The organism is Flavobacterium sp. ZB4R12 (genome assembly GCF_048276375.1).
Classification (GTDB): domain Bacteria; phylum Bacteroidota; class Bacteroidia; order Flavobacteriales; family Flavobacteriaceae; genus Flavobacterium; species Flavobacterium gawalongense.
The window spans coordinates 16,373-36,103 of sequence record NZ_JBLNKS010000024.1 but is presented as its reverse complement, the minus strand read 5'-3'; the positions used below and the strand labels follow the sequence as shown (position 1 = coordinate 36,103).

The 19,731-nt window shown below is 33.3% G+C and carries 20 protein-coding genes and 1 pseudogene; 6 read left to right on the top strand and 15 right to left on the bottom strand.

Annotated features, from left to right (window positions below; translation table 11 throughout):
• Nucleotides 1-467 precede the first annotated feature (467 nt).
• The 9 genes from ACNO7W_RS15420 to recF form a co-directional block, all read right to left on the bottom strand.
• The gene (locus ACNO7W_RS15420) at nucleotides 468-1,019 is read right to left on the bottom strand and encodes an RNA polymerase sigma factor (RefSeq protein WP_039110079.1); all 552 of its coding nucleotides are present in this window, start codon (nucleotides 1,017-1,019) and stop codon (nucleotides 468-470) included.
• The gene (locus ACNO7W_RS15415) at nucleotides 1,010-2,116 is read right to left on the bottom strand and encodes a glycosyltransferase (RefSeq protein WP_417938795.1); all 1,107 of its coding nucleotides are present in this window, start codon (nucleotides 2,114-2,116) and stop codon (nucleotides 1,010-1,012) included. Before ACNO7W_RS15415 ends, ACNO7W_RS15420 begins: the two co-directional genes overlap by 10 nt.
• Nucleotides 2,117-2,226: 110 nt before the next feature.
• A complete protein-coding gene (locus ACNO7W_RS15410; RefSeq protein WP_417938794.1) occupies nucleotides 2,227-2,841 on the bottom strand; it encodes an FMN-binding negative transcriptional regulator in 615 nt (204 codons plus the stop codon).
• 89 nt (nucleotides 2,842-2,930) lie between these two features.
• Entirely contained in the window at nucleotides 2,931-3,944 is a 1,014-nt protein-coding gene (murB, locus tag ACNO7W_RS15405; RefSeq protein WP_417938793.1) for a UDP-N-acetylmuramate dehydrogenase, read from the bottom strand.
• 48 nt (nucleotides 3,945-3,992) lie between these two features.
• Nucleotides 3,993-5,840, bottom strand: a complete 1,848-nt coding sequence (gene asnB, locus ACNO7W_RS15400) for an asparagine synthase (glutamine-hydrolyzing) (protein WP_417938792.1) — start codon at nucleotides 5,838-5,840, stop codon at nucleotides 3,993-3,995.
• Nucleotides 5,841-5,842: 2 nt separating this feature from the next.
• The gene (locus tag ACNO7W_RS15395) at nucleotides 5,843-6,910 is read right to left on the bottom strand and encodes a glycosyltransferase (RefSeq protein ID WP_417938791.1); all 1,068 of its coding nucleotides are present in this window, start codon (nucleotides 6,908-6,910) and stop codon (nucleotides 5,843-5,845) included.
• A gap of 15 nt (nucleotides 6,911-6,925) precedes the next feature.
• Nucleotides 6,926-7,597, bottom strand: a complete 672-nt coding sequence (locus ACNO7W_RS15390) for a DUF2461 domain-containing protein (protein WP_417938790.1) — start codon at nucleotides 7,595-7,597, stop codon at nucleotides 6,926-6,928.
• A 7-nt stretch (nucleotides 7,598-7,604) separates the two neighbouring features.
• Nucleotides 7,605-8,303 carry a thioredoxin domain-containing protein gene (locus ACNO7W_RS15385; protein ID WP_417938789.1) on the bottom strand — a complete coding sequence of 233 codons (699 nt, stop codon included), beginning with the start codon at nucleotides 8,301-8,303 and terminating at the stop codon, nucleotides 7,605-7,607.
• A 77-nt stretch (nucleotides 8,304-8,380) separates the two neighbouring features.
• The gene (recF, locus tag ACNO7W_RS15380; RefSeq protein WP_417938788.1) at nucleotides 8,381-9,460 is read right to left on the bottom strand and encodes a DNA replication/repair protein RecF; all 1,080 of its coding nucleotides are present in this window, start codon (nucleotides 9,458-9,460) and stop codon (nucleotides 8,381-8,383) included.
• A 232-nt stretch (nucleotides 9,461-9,692) separates the two neighbouring features.
• On the opposite strand from recF, the gene ACNO7W_RS15375 reads away from it, so the two are divergent.
• The 6 genes from ACNO7W_RS15375 (at nucleotide 9,693) to ACNO7W_RS15350 (ending at nucleotide 15,906) form a co-directional block, all read left to right on the top strand.
• The gene (locus ACNO7W_RS15375) at nucleotides 9,693-10,466 is read left to right on the top strand and encodes a tetratricopeptide repeat protein (RefSeq protein ID WP_143385866.1); all 774 of its coding nucleotides are present in this window, start codon (nucleotides 9,693-9,695) and stop codon (nucleotides 10,464-10,466) included.
• Nucleotides 10,467-10,552: 86 nt separating this feature from the next.
• Nucleotides 10,553-11,128 carry a 6,7-dimethyl-8-ribityllumazine synthase gene (ribH, locus tag ACNO7W_RS15370; protein ID WP_143385867.1) on the top strand — a complete coding sequence of 192 codons (576 nt, stop codon included), beginning with the start codon at nucleotides 10,553-10,555 and terminating at the stop codon, nucleotides 11,126-11,128.
• Between the two features lie 165 nt (nucleotides 11,129-11,293).
• Nucleotides 11,294-13,135 (top strand): DNA mismatch repair endonuclease MutL, encoded by a 1,842-nt coding sequence (gene mutL / locus ACNO7W_RS15365; RefSeq protein ID WP_417938787.1) that lies wholly within the window; start codon nucleotides 11,294-11,296, stop codon nucleotides 13,133-13,135.
• Nucleotides 13,132-13,878: a rhomboid family intramembrane serine protease gene (locus tag ACNO7W_RS15360; RefSeq protein WP_143385870.1), complete on the top strand. Its 747-nt coding sequence runs from the start codon at nucleotides 13,132-13,134 to the stop codon at nucleotides 13,876-13,878. The genes mutL and ACNO7W_RS15360 overlap by 4 nt, the downstream gene beginning before the upstream one ends.
• Before the next feature lie 74 nt (nucleotides 13,879-13,952).
• Complete coding sequence (locus ACNO7W_RS15355; protein WP_417938786.1) at nucleotides 13,953-14,816, top strand: rhomboid family intramembrane serine protease; 864 nt, start codon at nucleotides 13,953-13,955, stop codon at nucleotides 14,814-14,816.
• 43 nt (nucleotides 14,817-14,859) lie between these two features.
• Nucleotides 14,860-15,906 carry an endonuclease/exonuclease/phosphatase family protein gene (locus ACNO7W_RS15350; RefSeq protein ID WP_417938785.1) on the top strand — a complete coding sequence of 349 codons (1,047 nt, stop codon included), beginning with the start codon at nucleotides 14,860-14,862 and terminating at the stop codon, nucleotides 15,904-15,906.
• Nucleotides 15,907-15,917: 11 nt separating this feature from the next.
• Here the strand turns inward: ACNO7W_RS15350 and ACNO7W_RS15345 are convergent.
• From ACNO7W_RS15345 to lepB, 6 genes and pseudogenes are all read right to left on the bottom strand, one after another.
• Nucleotides 15,918-16,041, bottom strand: a pseudogene (locus ACNO7W_RS15345) (WbqC family protein); the annotation flags it as partial.
• Between the two features lie 14 nt (nucleotides 16,042-16,055).
• On the bottom strand, nucleotides 16,056-16,613 hold the full coding sequence (locus tag ACNO7W_RS15340; protein ID WP_417938784.1) for a nucleotidyl transferase AbiEii/AbiGii toxin family protein: 558 nt from the start codon (nucleotides 16,611-16,613) through the stop codon (nucleotides 16,056-16,058).
• Between the two features lie 8 nt (nucleotides 16,614-16,621).
• Nucleotides 16,622-16,927: a DUF6922 domain-containing protein gene (locus ACNO7W_RS15335; protein WP_143385874.1), complete on the bottom strand. Its 306-nt coding sequence runs from the start codon at nucleotides 16,925-16,927 to the stop codon at nucleotides 16,622-16,624.
• Between the two features lie 30 nt (nucleotides 16,928-16,957).
• Nucleotides 16,958-17,578, bottom strand: coding sequence for a WbqC family protein (locus tag ACNO7W_RS15330; protein ID WP_417938783.1), 621 nt, complete (start codon nucleotides 17,576-17,578; stop codon nucleotides 16,958-16,960).
• Between the two features lie 20 nt (nucleotides 17,579-17,598).
• Complete coding sequence (locus ACNO7W_RS15325; protein WP_417938782.1) at nucleotides 17,599-17,979, bottom strand: four helix bundle protein; 381 nt, start codon at nucleotides 17,977-17,979, stop codon at nucleotides 17,599-17,601.
• A 123-nt stretch (nucleotides 17,980-18,102) separates the two neighbouring features.
• A complete protein-coding gene (gene lepB / locus ACNO7W_RS15320) occupies nucleotides 18,103-19,674 on the bottom strand; it encodes a signal peptidase I (RefSeq protein WP_417938781.1) in 1,572 nt (523 codons plus the stop codon).
• Between the last annotated feature and the right edge of the window lie 57 nt (nucleotides 19,675-19,731).

The following is a 19,731-nucleotide window of genomic DNA, read 5'->3' as shown; positions in this document are numbered from 1 at the left end:
CAATATAAAGTTAATAAAATTTACAATGAAAAATAAACCCATTTTAGGATTAAGAATTAATGTAAATTTATATCAGGATTAATAACAAAAAGTGTAAACTTTTTTCAGGACGAGACAGTTCTTTTCTAATTAAAAAAGTCGTGTCCCGAAGTGTCATAATCATGTTGGATTTTTCATGTTATAATCAAAAAAATTTGTGACAATCCGTCAAATCTGTCAAATCTGTGTTCTATTCTAATGTATAAAAATTTGTGTCCACGGTAGGGTTGTAGAGCGTTTTTATTTATAACCACAAGATATGAATTGCCGTTGGTTTTAACCAACGGATAGGAAATTTTAGAGCAAATTGGCTTTAGCCAAAATAGTTTTATAATTTCGGCTAAAGCCAATTTTCATTTCTCATTTTAATCCATTGGTTAAAACCAACGGCAATTGAAAAAATAAAAAAAACAATATAAATAATCGTATTATCTTTTATTCTGAATGATTTCCGCCAGAAGTTTTTTGGCGCGAAGCAATTTAATTTTCACATTGCTCAACGGTTCGTCAATTTTGTTGGCGATTTCCTGATAACTCATTTCCTGAAAATAGCGCAATTGGATGACTTCTTGATAATGTGGTTTTAATTCTTTTATGAATTGCAGTAATTGCGAAAGGTTTTGTTCCGTAATCAATTCATCTTCTGCCGATGGAGTAGTGTCGGCAATGTTGTAGGCTTGTTGGTCTTCTTCCTCAGTAATTTCCACAAAAAGGCTCGATTTTTTTTTTCGTAATAAATCGATGTGAACATTTTTTGCAATAGCGATAAGCCAAGTGTTAAACTGGAATTCGGAGTTGTAAGTGGCTATTTTGTCAAAAGCTTTCGAGAAGGTTTCGATGGTAATATCTTCTGCATTGGTTTCGTTTTCAGTACGTTTCAGCATAAAACCATATACTTCATTCCAATAATAATCCAATAGAAAAGTAAAGGCAACCTGATCGCCTTGTTTTGCTTTTTCTATTTGTTTGTTTATTTCCAATGTACCGGTTTTGAGAATATATTTGTTATAAAGATATTGATTTGTGTGAATATAAGTACTATCTCAACGATAGGAAACCAGAATTTTATATCGTTTTCTTTTAATTTTCCTGCAGAAAATCCAACAACAATCCAAGCGACAAGGTATCTGAGAATAATTAAACTCAAAACTAATATCCATTGAAATTGGAAAGCTAATAAGATAACAGGCAATAAAATAAATAGCAATTGAGAGCAATAGAAAACTCCTAGTTGTAATTTATCGAAAGGTTTATAATAATTTGCCGTAGCTACGTGTCTTCTTTTTTGGGTAAACCAGTCTTTGTATGTAGTTTTTGGTTTAGAAAGTGTAAAACTTTCCGGTGTGTAAGCGATAGTTGTATTTTTAGCTTTTGCCGCTTGGTTTACAAATAAATCATCATCACCAGAACGAATTTGCATGTGTTCTATGAAACCATTTACATTAAAAAATTCTTCTTTTTTATAAGCTAAATTTCTCCCTACACCCATATACGGATGTCCTATTTTTGCCCAAGAAAAATATTGAATTGCCGTAAGTAAAGTTTCAAAACGAATTATTTTATTCAGGAATGAATTAGCAATTTTTTCATATTTTCCATAACCTAAAACAATTGTTTTTTGCATCGTAAATTGAGAACTCATTGCAATTATCCAATCTTTTGAAGTTGGGTAACAATCCGCATCAGTGAATAATAAATACTCTTTTTTAGCCGCTTTTATTCCTAAAGTCAGTGCGTATTTTTTGTTTCCCCAAAAGGCTTCGTTGTTCTCCACTTTTACCAAGCGAACATTTGGGTATTGCTTTTCAAAACCTTCAAAAATAGCCAAAGTATTATCACTTGAAGCATCGTCAATCAAGACAATTTCAAAATCAGGATAGTTTTGTTCCGCAAGTAGCGGGATAAAATTCGCTACATTTTCTTCTTCGTTTTTGGCACAAACAATAACCGAAATCGGGATTCTTTTTGGCATTATTTTCTGTGCTTTGACGAAAGCAAATTTCCCAAAAACACCCAGATAATACGAAATTTGAACAACGACAATAAAAATAAAAAAGTAAAGAATTAGTATAAGCATCTGAGTTTAATGAGTTTTAATACCCAATCCCGAAGCTTCGGGACGGGAGAGTGCAAAGGTATGAATAGAATTATGAATTGTAAATTATAAAGTATGAATTTTGAAAGAATTTATCTGGGGCATTTCTTCATTTCATTTGCTACAGCGATGGACTGATTTGTGTTGGTTTTTTCCAACTCTGAAATGATGTTTTGGTAGTTTTTATCATCTCGGTTTTGTGACATTTTTTTCGTGGCCTGAATTGCTGTAATTTCTATTTCGAATGCTACAATGCCTCGTGTTTGCATCATGGTTTTTTCTGACAAATCTTCCACACGAATAGGGTTTTCAGAATTTTGTTCGTATTTATCCACTAATTTTTTTAGGGATTCTATTACCGCGTCGCCTTCGATAATTTTAATTTTCCCGTAAACATGAACTGCAATATAGTTCCATGTTGGCACATTTTCATGATCATACCAAGAGGAAGAAATATAAGAATGCGGTCCGGAAAAAATAGCTAAAACTTGGTCATTATCGGCAAAACCTTTCCATTGTGGATTTTCCTTGGCAATGTGTCCATGTAAAATTTCCTTTCCGTCTTTATTAGTGTCCAATTCTAATGGGATATGAGTTGCCCATAATTTCCCATTGGTTTGATTGATTAGAATACCAAAACTATTCTCTTGCAGAAATTTTCTGATTTCTTCTTGATTTTCGTTTTTATAAATATCTGGAGTGTACATGAATGAGTTATGAGTTAAGGGTTAGGAGTGATAGGCTGTCATTGTGATTGTTTACTTTAAAGTATAATCGCATAACGTGTTTCGTCTCTCTAAATGATATTCACTTCTGCTTCAATAGTAATGCCGAAAGTTTTGAAAATTGTTTCTTGGATATTTTTTGAAATATTCAAAATTTCCTGTCCGGTGGCATTACCATAATTCACTAAAACCAAAGCTTGGTTTTTATGGATTCCGGCGTCACCAAAACGTTTTCCCTTGAAACCTGCTTGCTCAATCAGCCATCCTGCAGGAACTTTTACTTCGGTTTCAGAAACGTCATAATATTTCATTTCTGGAAATTGCTGATGAATTTTCTCGAAATCCGATTTCAACAGAATAGGATTTTTAAAGAAACTGCCGCTGTTTCCCACTGTTGCCGGATCTGGTAGTTTACTTTGGCGAATAGCAATTACGGCATTACTAACGTCTTTTAGTGTAGGATTGGAGATGCTGTTTTTTGTTAATTCAGTTGTGATATCTCCGTATGAAGTGTTGATTTTATGATTGCGTTTTGTCAATTTAAAAACAACGGATGTAATCACATATTGGTCTTTTACTTCGTTCTTGAAAACGCTTTCTCGGTAGCCAAAATGACATTCCTCTTTTGCAAACGTTTTAATTTCCTGATTTTCTCTGGTCATCGCTTCACAGGAAACAAAAGTGTCTTTAATCTCAGCGCCATAAGCGCCAATATTTTGTACTGGAGTGGTTCCCACATTTCCGGGAATTAACGACATGTTTTCCAGACCTCCAAAATTTTGGTTGATGGTCCAAAGCACAAATTCATGCCAGTTTTCGCCAGCCTGACTTTCGACCCAGACAAAATCATCGTTTTCTGCTATAATTTTTTTGCCTTTCAAATCGATATGAATCACAAGGGCGTCAACATCTTTTGTCAAAAGCATATTGCTTCCGCCGCCCAAAATAAATTTTCTCTGGGATTTGTTTTCTTGTAAAATAGTTTTCAAATCGGCTGCCGAATGTACCGCAACGAACTGTTTTGCTTTGGCTTCAATGCTAAATGTATTGTATTTTTTTAAAGAGAAATTATGTAGTATTTCCATAAAAGAAAGTGCTTTTTGAATTTTTTAATTCCAGGTCAAAAGTAAGAATTAAAATTTAGTTGCATACGTTTTCATCCAGATATGCATCATAAATAAAGGCATGATGTAAGAAGTCATTCGACTGTCTCCTTTTTGTAAATTCTGAACGAGTTTCTCAATGTTTATATGTTCAAAATAAGGAATTTGGAACAAATCACTTTTAGAAAAAGATTCTAACTCTTCTTTAAAAGCGGGGCTTTTTGTGATGTAATCTCCCCAAGGAGCACTCAATCCTACTTTCCTGAATTTTAGAATTTCGTCTGGCAAACGTTTCTCCATTGCTTTTTTTAGAATGAATTTCCATTTTTTACCTGCAAATAGCCATTTGTCTTCCAATGAACCTAATCCAACAATTAATCTTGGATCTAAAAATGGTTCCCGACATTCAATGGATGCGCCCATTGTGCAACGGTCATTCCTGTCCAGAAGCGAGCATAAATAGGTATGTTGGTCAAAATAAAGTGCTTGTCGGCGTAAATTATTCGGATATAAAGATTTCGCTTCTTTGTAAATTTGTTTCCTGTATTCGTTTTTTGGAGGCGTATTAATTCCAAAGGTTTCCGCAATATCATTGGGATAAATATTAGAGCCGTTATATATTACTAAATCAGATTTTTTAATGATTTGTGCGTAACGTGTTAACTTTTCGTACCGTGGTTTTTTTGTAAAAACATCTAAATTACCAATGGTTGCTATGGAATTCAATAACGATGGATATTGCAAGGCTTTGTATCGCACATAACCTCCCATTAATTCATCAGCGCCTTCACCGGAAAGCACTACTTTTACCGATGGTTTTGCCATTTGTGAAACTGCCAAAAGATGTGGTTCACTCAAATGCATAATTGGTTCGTCCTGAAAATAAGTCGAACTTATTAATTTATCATACAGATTTGTATCCTCCAATTGCATCGTATGAAAACCATAATCGAATTTCTCAGCCATCATTTTAGCTAAATGTGCTTCGTTATGTTCTTTTTCTTTGAAACCAATATTAAAAGTTTGTATGTCTTTGTAATTTTGGTGGTGTAATGAAGCTAAAATGGAGGAAGAATCCAGTCCGCCACTCAATAATACACCAACAGGAACGTCACTTACCATTCGCAATTTTATGGAATCGTCAAAAGTTTCTCGAAACCATTCTACCGGATTTTGAATTTTGGGTTGATTTTGAATTTCCTTTTTTAAATTCCACCATTTTTCGGTAGTGGTTTTTCCATCTTCATGAATGGTCATGATATGTCCGGGCAATATTTTTTTTACATTTTGATACAATGTATTTTCACCGGCTACAAATCGGTTAAAAATGTATTCTTCCAGTCCGTCTTGTGCCATTTTTAAAGGAACTCCAGCCGTGAAAAGCGCTTTTTGCTCGGATGCAAAATAAAAAGTTTCGTTGTAAAAAGAATAATATAAAGGTTTAACGCCCATTCTGTCCCGAACAACAATTAACTTTTTTTCCATTTTATCCCAAATAGCAAAAGCAAACATTCCGTTGAGGCGGTTGAGCATTTTTAAACCATGCAATTGAAATAACTTCATCAAAACTTCGGTATCCGAAGTTGTTCTAATATCAAATCCATTGCTTTTTAATTCAGGATAAAATTCTTTGTAATTATAGATTTCACCATTATAAACGAGCACATATCTCCCATCATCCGACAGAAAAGGTTGGTGTCCTGCTGAGGAAACATCCAGAATTGAAAGTCTTCTGTGTCCAAAACCAATATTATTTTCGATGAATAATCCTTTATCATCAGGCCCGCGATGTTCCAGCGAATCGCGCATCTTTGTAAGAACGCGTTCGTCAACTTTTTTTTGTGATTGTAAATGCAAGATTCCATTAATTCCACACATAGTTAGTTGGGGCTGTTTGTGTTGATTAATTCGTGGTATTTTTGGGCAATAATTTTCATGTTTATATTGTAATCTGCATTTTGTTCTACAAACGTTCTGTTTTTCAAAACGACATTATTTCGATATTCGCTATTTTCAAATGCCCATATTAATTCTTCTGCGAGCATTTCAAAATCATCAACGGTGACTAATTGTCCATTTTCTCGGTGTTTAATCCAACTTTGATTTCCTGCAATATCGGTTACAATCGGATAACAATTAGTAGCCATCGCTTCAAATAAAGAGGCCGAAACACCTTCAGTTATTGGCATACTAATGTAAATATTAGATTGCTGCAATAGTTTAGGTAATGCTGTATTTGGAATTCTTCCGGTAAAGTTGACTTTGTTTTCAATGCCTAAATCTTTTGCTAAATCTTTCAATTTAGAAAGTTGTGTTCCGTCCCCTATAATGGTAAGTACGAAATCCATTCCTTTTTGGTTTAAAATGGCAAAGGATTTTAAAATAATATCGTGACGGTATTCCGGCAATAAAGAGCGCGTTACGATAGCGCAAATTTTTTCTGGATTGGCATTGTTTTTATTCCCGAATTTCTCCAAATCAATTCCCTTTGGTAAAACCAAAACTTTATTCATATCAACATTGACCTTGATCATAGAAATAGTCATTACAGGTCCCCAAGCATGAATTAAATCCGCTTTTTGAAAGGCATAGTGCTGAATAAGTTTTTTTAAAGGTAATAGAATGGATTTTTCAGGCCATAAATCGGTTCTGCCTTGTTGTGCAATCGCCACTGGTTTTACACCGCATAATGCAGCAAGAAAACCATAACTGGTGGTTCTCTCCGCAATTACCATATCCGGCTGTTGGGATTTGATAATTTTTTTAATTTTAAAAAATGCTAATTCAAATTCGAAAATCCTTAAAATTCGGTTTTTAAGATTATTGTTGGATGTTTTTAATTCCCAAGTGATAATTTCAAAATTACCAAATTCCCTGAGACCGTTCATCCAAGTGATGGCATCAGCTCTATAGGATTCTCCAAGAAAAAGTATTTTCTTTTTTTTCATCGGTATAAATTGAAATTACTCAGAAGTTAAGGCGCGATTTATAAAATCATTTAGTGGTTTTAGCGCAATTAATTTTTTGCTCATTGTAGCAACAAAATCTTTTTTTGTCACTTCTGAAATATCAATTTTTTGAGAGGACTCAAAGCTTTTTAATTTTAAAAATTCAATAGCTGGATGTTCTTTTTCGTAACCTCGTGGTGGGTTTTTTAGCGTATTTTTTTCATTCCGATCAAAGGCGTTAAATTCTTTTTTGAAATGTTTCTCGTCAAGAATTGCTTCTAAATCATCATGGAAATAAGCAATTTCCTTTCGCATTTTTTTCAAATCCTCCGCTTCGGGACAATACAATCCACCGGCAATAAAACTGGCTCCTTTTTCTAAATGAATGTAATAACCGGAGCGATTCTGACCTTTGGCACCAGAAGAAAGCCAAACGCCCAAATGTGATTTATAGGGAGACTTGTCTTTAGAAAATCGGATATCACGATTGATTCTGAAAGTACAATTAGTGACTTCCAGCATTTCCAGCGATGAGTCTAATGGTTTCATGGCATCAAGGAAATCACTAACTAATTGATGATAGTCTTTCTTGAAAGCTTCGTAACGTTTTTTATTTTCCAAAAACCAATCCCTATTGTTATTGGCTTGTAAATCATCCAGAAATTGTAGTGTATCTTTTGAAAGCATCTTGAAGCTATTGTAATTGTTTTCTTAAATCGTTTTCACTTATAAAACCAGAATGTTTCCATTTTACTTCTTTGTTTTCATATAATAATAAGGTAGGAAGTTCACTGATTTTCATTTCTGAAAGCAGGGTTTTATTTTCGTCGGCATTTAATCGAATTATGGTCACTTTGTCCGCTAATTCTTTTTGCATTTGCAAAATATATGGTGTCATTTTTTTGCATGGTGCACACCATTCAGCATAAAAATTAATCAGTACTTTTTTATCTGAGTTTAATAGTTTGTTGTATTTCTGAACTGATAGGCCTATGATTTTATTACTTGGTTTAGAAAGTTCCGCAGCATCCCATTTTAATATTCCGCCTTCTAATTGGTATATGGTTGTAAAACCTAATTCGTTTAGTTTTTCAGCAGCTTTTTGACTTCTTCCTCCGCTTTTGCAATACACAAAAACAGGTTTTGATTTGTCGAATTTTTCGGCATTTGTAACAAAATCATTGCTAAGCCAATTTACATTTTTTGCATTGTCAATATGATCCGATGCAAATTCTTCAGGAGTTCGTACATCAAGGATTTGTGGATTTGGAGTTGCTGCAATTTTTTCTGCAAAAGCTTCGGCTTCAATAGTTTTTACGTTTTTTGAAGTTTGTCCATTACAGGATAAAACTATAAAAGATAGGATTAACAGAAATATAGAATGAAATTTCATTGATGTGATTTTAAATTGGAATAGGCTAAATTAGGTAATTTTTAAATTTTTGAACCTTTTAAATTATTAAATAAAAGTTATAAGTTGAAAATTTTATACGTCTGATGTGTCGATTTTACAATGGCTTCCGTGCGCTCCGGATGTGTGTCTGAAATAAAAAGTTGTCCAAAAGTATCGCTGTTGACCATTTCGATTATTTTGGCTACGCGACTTTCATCCAGTTTATCAAAGATGTCATCAAAAAGTAAAATCGGTTTCACACCACTTTGCTTTTTTAGAAATTCAAATTGTGCTAATTTTAAAGCGATTAAAAACGATTTTTGTTGACCCTGAGAGCCAAATTTTTTGATAGGATGTTGGTCAATTTCAAATGCTAAATCGTCTTTATGAATCCCCACACTTGTATAATGTAAAGAGCGATCCTTGTTGATGTTTTCCTGTAAAAGGGTCAGCAAATCTTTTTCGAATAAATGACTTTCATATACGAGTTGAACGGTTTCCTGCGAACCGGTTATAGCTTGATGGTGAACATTGAAAATAGGAATGAACTGGTCGATAAATTGTTTTCTTTTTTCGAAAATATAATTCCCAAAACTGTTGAGCTGCTCATTATATATAGAGAGCGTATCGTTTTCGAAAACATGGTTCAGTGCAAAATATTTCAGCAATGCATTACGCTGGCTCATTACTTTTTGGTATTGAATGAGTTGTTGCAAATAATGGGAGTCCAGTTGCGAAATGACGCTATCCATGAATTTTCTTCTGGTTTCGCTGCCTTCTACAATCAAATCCCTGTCGGCTGGTGAAATGATAACCAAAGGAATAAAACCGATATGATCTGAAAATTTATCGTACGCTTTCCCGTTGCGTTTCAATATTTTTTTTTGGCCTTTCTTTAAACTGCAAAGGATTTGTTCATTTCTTTCGTTTTTTTCAAATTCAGCATCAATTACAAAGAACTCTTCTCCGTGTTTTATATTCTGAACGGCTAATGGGTTGAAATAGCTTTTTCCATAAGACAAATGGTAGATCGCATCCAGCACATTAGTCTTTCCAATACCATTTTTACCTACAAAACAATTTATTTTGCTGTCAAAATCGAAATTTGCTTCCGAAAAATTCTTATAATTGAATAATGAAATCTTTTTTAAATACATGGGTAAGGCTTGCTGGTATTGAGAACTTTGATGTTTTTGAACGGGTTTTTCAAAGTGGGTGCAAATTATTGAAAAATATCGATAAAAATGGCTTTTCCATTTTTTCTATGGTAATTATTTTGTCTTTGGAAAGAAAGAACCTCTTAGGATATTTTTTTTAAATATAAAAGCATATTTTTTATGTCGGTTTGAATAAAAATTTTATTTTTGCGACTCACTAAATTAAAATTAAATGGCTACTTACAGTAAAAGAGGATATAAAGCACCAAAAGAAAAAGAAGTAAAAGATACAGTTGAAGAGGTAAAGGTTGACGAAAAAGATAGCACAACTGCAGGTGTTTTTTCTAAATTAGATGAAACAGCTTCGTTAACGGAGAATTGGGTAGCCAGAAATCAAAAAATCATTATTGGATTAGTTGCAGGTGTTGCGATATTAACTGTTGGTTATTTAGCCTACCAAAAATTTATTGCTGCTCCACAACAAGACGAGGCTGCAAATGAAATGTTTGTTGCTCAACAAAATTTTCAAAAAGCTACCGATGGAGTGGCGAGTGATTCATTATATAAGTTGTCTTTGAATGGTTCAGAAGGGAAATTCGGATTTTTAAAAATTGCTGATGAATATTCTGGAACAGATGCAGGAAATTTAGCTAATTATTATGCAGGTATTGCTTATTTGAATACAGGAAAATACACTGAAGCGATTGAGTATTTAGGTAAATTCAAGTCTGAAGATATTGTTTTGGGTGCTTTGGCAAAAGGAGCAATAGGAGATGCCTATTCTCAAAAAAATCAACCGAAAGAAGCTTTGGAAAATTACGTAAAAGCTGCTGAGTCAAATAAAAATGATTTTACAACACCACGTTTCTTGCTAAAAGCTGGAAAAACTGCTTTAGGATTAGGAAATAAAGAAGACGCCTTAAAATATTTCACAGATATTAAAGATAATTTTGATGCAACTCCAGAAGCGGCTTCAATTGACGTTTTGATAGGATTAGCACAATAATAAATAAGTATTCAGTTATCAGTTTGAAGTAAGCAGTTTATTCTGCACACTGAAAACGGAAAACTGTACACTAAAAACTAAAAAAAATGGCTACCGTAAATAAAAATTTATCCGACTACGATAAAAATTCAGTCCCAAATGCGAAAGATTTTCGCTTTGGGATTGTTGTTTCAGAATGGAATGATTCTATAACTGAAGGACTTTATAAAGGTGCTATAGAAGCCCTTTTGGAAAACCAAGTTCCATCCCAGCATATTATTCGCTGGAATGTCCCTGGAAGCTTTGAGCTTATATATGGATCAAAGAAAATGTTGCAAACGCAGAATGTTGATGCTGTTATTGCTATTGGATGTGTAATTCAGGGGCAAACCAAGCATTTTGATTTTGTGTGTGAAGGAGTAACTCAAGGAATTAAAGATTTGAATGTACAAACGGACATTCCGGTTATTTTTTGTGTTTTGACTGATAATACCATGCAACAATCCATTGATAGAAGTGGAGGAATTCACGGTAACAAAGGTACTGAAGCCGCTATTGCGGCTATAAAAATGGCCTATATTCGTCAACAAGCTTCGTTATCCCATCAAATAGATAATCAACATTTATTGTCTGCAGGGGCTATCCAAATAGAAGAAGGATCGCCTTTAGAGTTAAAGGAATAAATAATAAAAATACTAATTATTAAAGCCTATACTGTTTCATGAATAGTATAGGTTTTTTGTTTTTTTTATGATTAAATAAGCTACCATTCCCAATAGAATTTCATTAAATTTGTACTTCTTGGTTCTGAAAATCTAAAAACATAAACTTTAAACCTAAATTTTTTAATGTCGAGTATTATTCAATTACTTCCTGATCACGTTGCCAATCAAATTGCCGCTGGAGAAGTTGTTCAAAGACCCGCTTCTGTGGTCAAAGAATTGCTCGAAAATGCCGTAGATGCCAGAGCAACGGATATAAAATTAATTATTAAAGATGCAGGGAAGGCATTGGTTCAAGTTGTTGACAATGGCTTAGGTATGAGTGTGACTGATGCACGTTTGTGTTTTGAACGTCATGCCACTTCCAAAATTCGTCAGGCCGAAGATTTATTTTCTTTGCATACCAAAGGTTTTCGTGGAGAAGCATTGGCATCTATTGCGGCTATTGCCCATGTAGAAATGAAAACCAAGCAAGATCAAGAAGAACTTGGAACGCACATCATCATTGAAGGCAGTAAATTTATATCTCAAGATGTTGCTGTTTTGCCCAAAGGCACTTCATTTGCAGTCAAAAACTTATTCTTTAATATTCCTGCACGGCGCAATTTCTTGAAGTCGGATACGGTGGAATACCGCCACATTATTGATGAGTTTCAACGTGTGGCTTTGGCTCACCCAAAAATTCATTTTACGTTTTATCACAACGGCGGTGAAATGTTCAATTTGCCGCCTTCCACTTTACGACAACGAATTGTTACTATTTTTTCGGGTAAAACCAATGAGAAATTAGTACCGGTTCAGGAAGAAACCGAAATAGTGATTATTCAAGGATTTGTAAGTAAACCTGAATTTGCCAAAAAAAATCGTGGCGAACAATTTTTCTTCGTGAACGACCGTTTTATAAAAAGCGGTTATTTGCACCATGCGGTTATGGCTGCTTATGACGGGATTTTGAAAGACGGTGCACAACCCAGTTATTTTTTATATTTATCTGTGCCTCCCAATACAATTGATATCAATATTCATCCTACTAAAACGGAGATCAAGTTTGACGATGAACATGCGTTATATGCTATTTTAAGAGCTTCCATAAAACATAGTTTAGGTCAGTTTAATGTAGCTCCCGTTTTGGATTTTGATAGGGATTCTAATTTAGACACGCCATATCATTACAAAGATTTAGAAGGGGCAACACCTACGATTCAGGTTGATGGAAACTTCAATCCGTTCTCTGATGATAAACCCAACAAACATTTTTCAAATTACAAGAAGCCTGAACCAACGGCAAATTGGGAAAGTTTGTACGTGGGCTTAAAACAGGATACAGATGAAATTGGGCATATTACTTTTGAAAACGAAGAAGTAACTTCGTCTTTATTCAATGACGAAGAAGTGGAGCATGCGGTTCATAAAACCTATCAAATTCATAAAAAATACATTGTTTCCTCCATCAAATCAGGAATGGTTATTGTGGATCAGCAGCGGGCACATCAACGCGTTTTGTATGAGCAGTTTTTGGTAAATATGACGGTTAATCAAGCTTCAAGCCAGCAGTTATTATTTCCATTGAATTTGTTCTTTTCGACAAGCGAGATGGATCTCATCGCTGAATTACAATTGTCATTAAGGAATACTGGATTTGTTTTCGAAGAAAATAACATAGATCATATCGTCATTTCGGGAATTCCAGTGAATGTGACAGAGAGTGAAGTTTCACTGGTTTTAGAACAATTGTTAAGCGATTTGCAGGATGGAATTCCAGAAAGCAGTTTTAGCCAGAACGATACAATTGCCAAATCTATGGCGAAAAGTTTGGCTGTAAAAACGGGAACGCACCTTACAGAAAAAGAACAGGAGAACTTGGTAAACGGGCTTTTTGCCTGTAAAGATCCCAATGTTTCTCCATTTCATAAACCCACTTTCATCACGATGCGTGTGGAAGATTTAGATAAAAAATTTGCACTATGAGAAACGTAACGGAGACGGTTAAGCAATTAATCATTATAAATATATTATTTTTTGTTGGAACGCTTGCATTAGGAGATCCAGCCTATAAAATGCTTTCCATGTATTTTCCTGAAAATCCAAATTTCCAGGTTTGGCAGCCTATTTCACACATGTTTATGCATGGTGGATTTATGCATATTTTCTTCAATATGTTTGCCTTATACTCTTTTGGTTCTGCATTGGAAAGCATTTGGGGGAGCAAAAAATTTCTGTTTTTTTATATTTCCTGTGGTTTAGGTGCAGCATTGCTCCATACAGGGATTAACTATTATTATTTTCAGGATGGAGTAAATATTTTGATAGAACAGGGATTTTCTAAAACGGAAATTTTAGCTGTTTTAAATGGAAAAGGCAATGATCAGATTGTACCGCTTTTAAACAGTCCTAGTTTTCAAAATTTCGTAAGTGCTTATTTTGGAACTGTAGTTGGAGCTTCAGGAGCTATATATGGTGTAATTGTTGCTTTTGCTTTTATGTTTCCTAATGCTGAATTGGCTTTGATGTTTATTCCTGTTCCAATAAAAGCAAAATATTTTGTACCAGGGTTAGTTTTAGTAGATTTGTATTTAGGAGTATCCGGTCAATCAATTTTTGGAGGCGGTGGCGGAATAGCACATTTTGCCCATGTAGGAGGCGCTTTATTTGGTTTTATAATTATGTGGTACTGGAAGAAAAATCAGTTTAATAAAAACCGTTGGAATTAAAAAAAGTAATCTGTTTCTAGTAGTAGTCTTCAGTATTATGGCTAAAACATCTGATATTAAATCCTAATTAAATTATGAATATTATTGATGACCTGAAATTACAATACAAGATGGGAGGAATAGCAATTAAGCTAATTTTCTGGAACGTGGTTTGCTTTTTGGTTTCATTATTGTTTTTCTACCAATTTAAGGTTGGCGCATTTGATTTTCCAACCTGGATTGCCCTTTCTTCGGAACCTTCTAATTTTATTGTGAAACCTTGGACTTTTCTAACTTATGCCTTTTTTCACGATGGATTTTGGCATTTGTTATTTAATATGGTGGTTTTAAACTTTTCAAGCACTTTGTTTTTGACCTTTTTTACACCGAAGCAATATTTAGGGTTGTATGTATTGAGCGCTATATTTGCCGGAATAGCTTTTGTCGCCGGTTATTATTTTTTGAGTTTAAGTTCTTCCATTGTTGGTGCTTCTGCAGCAATTATGGCTGTTTTAGTAGCCACAACAACCTATCATCCATTGATGAATTTACGATTGTTGTTAATTGGGAATGTAAAACTGTGGCATATCACTTTTGTGATTATTTTAATTGATTTAATGCAATTTAGATTAGGAAATACTGGCGGACATATTTCTCATCTTTCCGGTGCGTTTTTTGGTTTTATTTTTATTAAATTGCTTAAAAATGGAATTGATTTGAGTAAAATAGTATCACGTGTTTTTGATTTTTTCACAAATTTGTTCAAAAAAAGTGCATCAACGCCATTCAAAAGGGTTCATAAAAATTATAGTAAACCAGTTGAGAAAAGTAGTTCAAGAATAATTACAAAGGACAAAGCACAGCAACAGATTGATGAAATTTTAGATAAAATTAGTCAGTCGGGTTATGATAGTTTGACAAAAGAAGAAAAAGAATTTTTGTTCAAAGCGGGTAAGTAAGTTAGCAGTGTTCCGTTTTCAGTCTGCAGAAAAAAATGAAAAAATGAAAAACCTTTCATGGTTCAATAAAGTAATGTTTGTATTAAATATAGCACTCGCTGTAATGACTTTCATTGCCTACGTTTTGCCTTTTTTAGCGCCAAAATCCTTTCCTCTTTTGTCGGTGTTGACGCTTTTTATGCCTCTTTTTTTTATTATAAATGGGTTGTTTTTTGCGTATTGGGCAATTCAATTCAAAAAACGAATGATTGTTTCCGGTCTGGTACTTTTGATAGGAATTACTTTTATAAATAAATTCTATAAATTTTCTTCAGTCGAATTGCCCAAAGCAGAGAATGATTTTACTATAATGAGCTACAATGTTCACCTATTCAATGTGTTCAAATGGATTGATAGGGACGATGTCCCTTCTGAGATTCTAACCTTTATAAATGATAAAAATCCAGATATATTGTGCATTCAGGAATATTCTTCTTCAGCCAACATTGATCTGAAAGTATATCCGCATCGGTATATTTTTACAGATGGAAACAATATTAAAAGTGGGCAGGCTATTTTTTCTAAATTCCCCATTATTGACCAAGGAAATATTATTTTTCCTAACTCCACTAATAATGTTGTTTTTGCAGATATTAAAAAAGGAAAAGATGTTATCAGGGTTTATAATATGCATTTACAATCCTTAAAAATATCTCCTGATGTTAATGAAATTGATGAGAATATTGAAGCAATTAATCAGGATAAATCTCAAATGATGTTTAAAAGAATTAGTATTGCTTTTAAACAACAACAAGAGCAAGCCGAGATTTTTATGGAGCATAAAAAGGATTGTAAATATCCTATTATAATTTGTGGAGACATGAATAATAGTGCTTTTTCTTATGTTTACCGCAGTATTAAAGGAAAGCTGAAAGACAGTTTTGAAGAAGCTGGAAAAGGTTTTGGCGCCACTTATAAATTTAGATACTATCCTGCCCGTATCGATTATATATTTGCTGACGAAAAAATGAAAGTCAAGAAATTTGAAAGTTTCCCGGAATTTATAAATTCCGATCATTTTCCTATAATGGCCAGATTGTCTTTCGAATAAAACTTTGGAATCTATTTTATTATAAGTTTTTGTTTCTTCAAATAATCCATTGTATATTTCCCTTCATTAAATAATAAATCCAGAATGCTTAAATTATTTGATGAAACCATATTTGTCATCAAAAAATTGGGTGTAAATTTTCTAGAAATTTAAACTAAGTTATGTTCTGCTTTTACTATTGTGTTTTTTATTTCATTCCAATCAACCTCTTCAAACATAATTGGCATTTCTTCATTTTCAGCATCGTCGAAATAAGTTAAACTTTTTAAAACCATAAATTCAGAACCATCTGCATATTTTTTATTGTAAAATGAAAACAGTTCTTTTAGGGAGTATTTTTTTAGAAGAAAATACAAATCAATGAAGTCCTTCCGGCTTCCCCTTCCTGCAATAGCATTGAGTTTCATAGCCGCAACATCCTTGTCTGAAACCATTCTTATGTTTTTAATACTATTTGGGCTTTCGATCAAAGGATATTTATAATTTACAAAATCAACTTTAATGCCATCTACGGAGAAAATAATGATACTTTTGCTTTTTTTTAGAGTAATAACTTTTCCGAAATTAGATAGTTCTTCAGTGAATTCGACTTCGTTTATTTCGGAATTCCCAAACATATCGATATCTACCGAAAAGCGATGTCCAATTTGTAATGCTAACGAAGTTCCTCCAACGAGATTAAATCCTTCAAATATTTCCGAAGTCATTATCTTGTTTAATAATTCCAGGAGTTTTGGTTCGATTGTTTGAGTTTGTAACATCTGAAATTGGATTTTTCTATTTGAAATAGGTTGGCTAAAAAAGAAAGTGTAACAACATCCAAGCTTCTGAATTGAAGAGAAATATTTTTTATTACTTCTAAACCGTAAACTTTTTTGATGATGTTCCAATCGTTCATAACGCCAAATTCGAGTACCTTATAGATGATTTGTTCTTTTGATTTTTCAAAATCCAAAGACATTGTATTAACATCCCAAAAAATATGAGGAGATAATTGAGATATGGTGTATTTGGTTTTCATTTAAACAAAGATATAAAATTGTTTTCAGTCTCATTCTATTTTCTGTTTCTTCAAATAGTCCATTGCATATTTTCCTTCATTAAATAATAAATCCAGAATACTTAGATTGTTGATAAATCCATGTTTATCATCAAAAACCTGGGTGTAGCTCTCAAATAAAGAACTGTCTTTTTTTCCATCTACCAAAAATCTAAAGTCTTTTATGGTATTTGTATTCACTTCATGAAAATACTCCGTTGTGGTGTCAAATTCTAATTTCATTCGCAAACACTTAGTTAGAACAGCTAAAGATTCAAAATTTAAATCTAAAAGGAAGGTGTGTTTTTTTTCGAATATTGGACGTAAATCATCTTCGAAAAATTCAAAAAAGGGAGAGCTTCTGTATGCCGCTTCCAGTGATTTGAAATGTTGTTTTTGCCAGTCAAAATCAGTTTCTATTTTGATATCTTTTGTCTTTTGATGACTTTCTTTCGAATGTTTTACAGGGATATTCAATAACTGAATTCCATTTGGACTATAAATATAAGTGCGATTTCGATTGGTTTGTTTTTGGAAATTATCTTCAATTTCAAACGTAATACTTTCAGCCTGAGCCATTGCTGCAAAATGGCTAATCGATGGGAAATAGGTGGGATGGAGTAGAATGTCCATTTGGTTATTCGTTAATTTGGTTATTTGGTTTTTTCCGTTGATTTGTCTATTTGATAATTTCGAAGACCATTTAATTTGTTTGTTATACTTTCGATATCTTGCCTTAATTTTAAATAATCATCTTCGTTAATAATATTTAACTCAAAAGATAATATCAATTGATTTAAGACTTCAATTGCTGAACTAAATGCCATTGTTGTGAAATGTGCCTTGTCTTTGTATGAATTTCTTGCAGAACCTTCGGCAATATTTGAACATATAGAAACTGATGCTCTTCTTAATTGTGAAATTAATCCAAATTTTTCTGAATCAGGAAAAGTTGAAGTCAATATATAAATTGATTTAGCAAATTCTTTTGCTTCATTCCAAACCTCTAGTTTCTCAAATGAATAAGTGTACATTTTATTTGATCATTTGTTAAGTAAATTGCTAAGTTATTTGAAACTCAAATTTCATATTTATCTAATGACTAAGATATTGTTTCAGTCTATGCGATCAAATAACCAAATTAACGAATAACCGAATTAACCTTTTTTCTCTTTCCTTTTTTTCCAGAAATATTCTCCAACGAAGAAGGCTACTAAAGCAAGTAGAAAAAGTTTAAAATAGGATTGTGGCTGTCCTTCACCACTAACAGTTGTAAAAACTCTGTCCCAACGTATTTTATTTAAACCTTTACCATTTGGGTCGATACTCAACCATATAAAGATAGGTTTTCCTACGATATGATCTTCAGGAACATAACCCCAATAACGGCTGTCTTCGGAGTTATGGCGATTGTCTCCCATCATCCAATAATAATTTTGCTGAAAAGTATATTTGTCAACAACCTGACCATTTAGCCTGATTTCGTTTCCTGTTACCTTAAGGTCATTCTTCTCTCCATTTTTATTCGTCTCATAATCAGTAATTATAGCTTTGTAAAATGGTAATGATTCTGTTGTTAAAGCGACTGTTTTTCCTTTTTCCGGAATGTATATCGGACCGTAATTATCGCGGTTCCATTTGTTAATATGAGGGAATATGCCGTTATCAGATTCTTTTGAAATCTCTCTGGTCACAGCAGTAATGCCAGGTACATTTTCTAATCTTTTGGCTCCAGCTTCAGTCAAAGCACCCATAAACAGCGTATCCCTTTTAGTCTGGTCCATAAATCCAGCCGGATCAGTCACATCCATATCTTTAAACAGATATTCAAAATCGATGGGTGTTTTTCCGTCTAAGGTTATTTTATAGGAGAATTGTGGTTTTGCTCTTTCCGGCAATTGTAATATTTTGCCATTAATATAAATAATACCATCTTTTATAGACAGGCTATCGCCAGGAATCCCAACGCATCTTTTTACATAATTCGATTTTTTATCTACTGGTTTGTAAGCGCGTCTTTTAGATGTGTCAAAAAACTTATAAACGGTATCAACAGGCCAGTTGAACACTACAATATCAGTGCGATCAATATTTTGAATTCCCGGTAATCTTAAATAGGGTAATTGTGGCCAAGTCAAATAAGATTTCCTTTTGGTTAAAGGAATTGAATCATGAACCATAGGCAATGCTACAGTGGTCATAGGAACTCTGGCTCCATAATTCATTTTACTCACAAATAAAAAATCACCAATTAACAACGATTTCTCCAATGATGATGTAGGAATGGTGTACGGTTGGATAAAATAGGTATGAACTAATGTAGCCACGATAACAGCAAAAAGTAAAGAACTAACAGTATCTGCCGTTTTATTTTCAGGGTGTAAACTTCTGTCAGCTATGTACTCTACTTTTTGAGTATAGTTGATATAATAGATGTAGAATCCAAAAGTAATAATTCCTAAAAAAGTATCTAAAGAAGATCTTTTTCCGAAACTTCTCAGTGTTTCAACCCAAATCACCGGAAACATAATTAGGTTAATAATAGGAATGAAAAGTAAAATCGTCCACCAAGTAGGGCGGCCTATTATTTTCATTAATACAATAGCATTATAAACAGGAATGGCGGCTTCCCAACGTTTTCTTCCCGCGCTTTCGTATAGTTTCCAAGTTCCTAAAAAGTGAACTACCTGAATAATTAGGAAAAATACAAACCATTGATATGGAGTCATAATTTTTTTTGTTTAAAGTTCAAAGTTTAAGGTTGTTCAATTTAGAACTTTAAACCT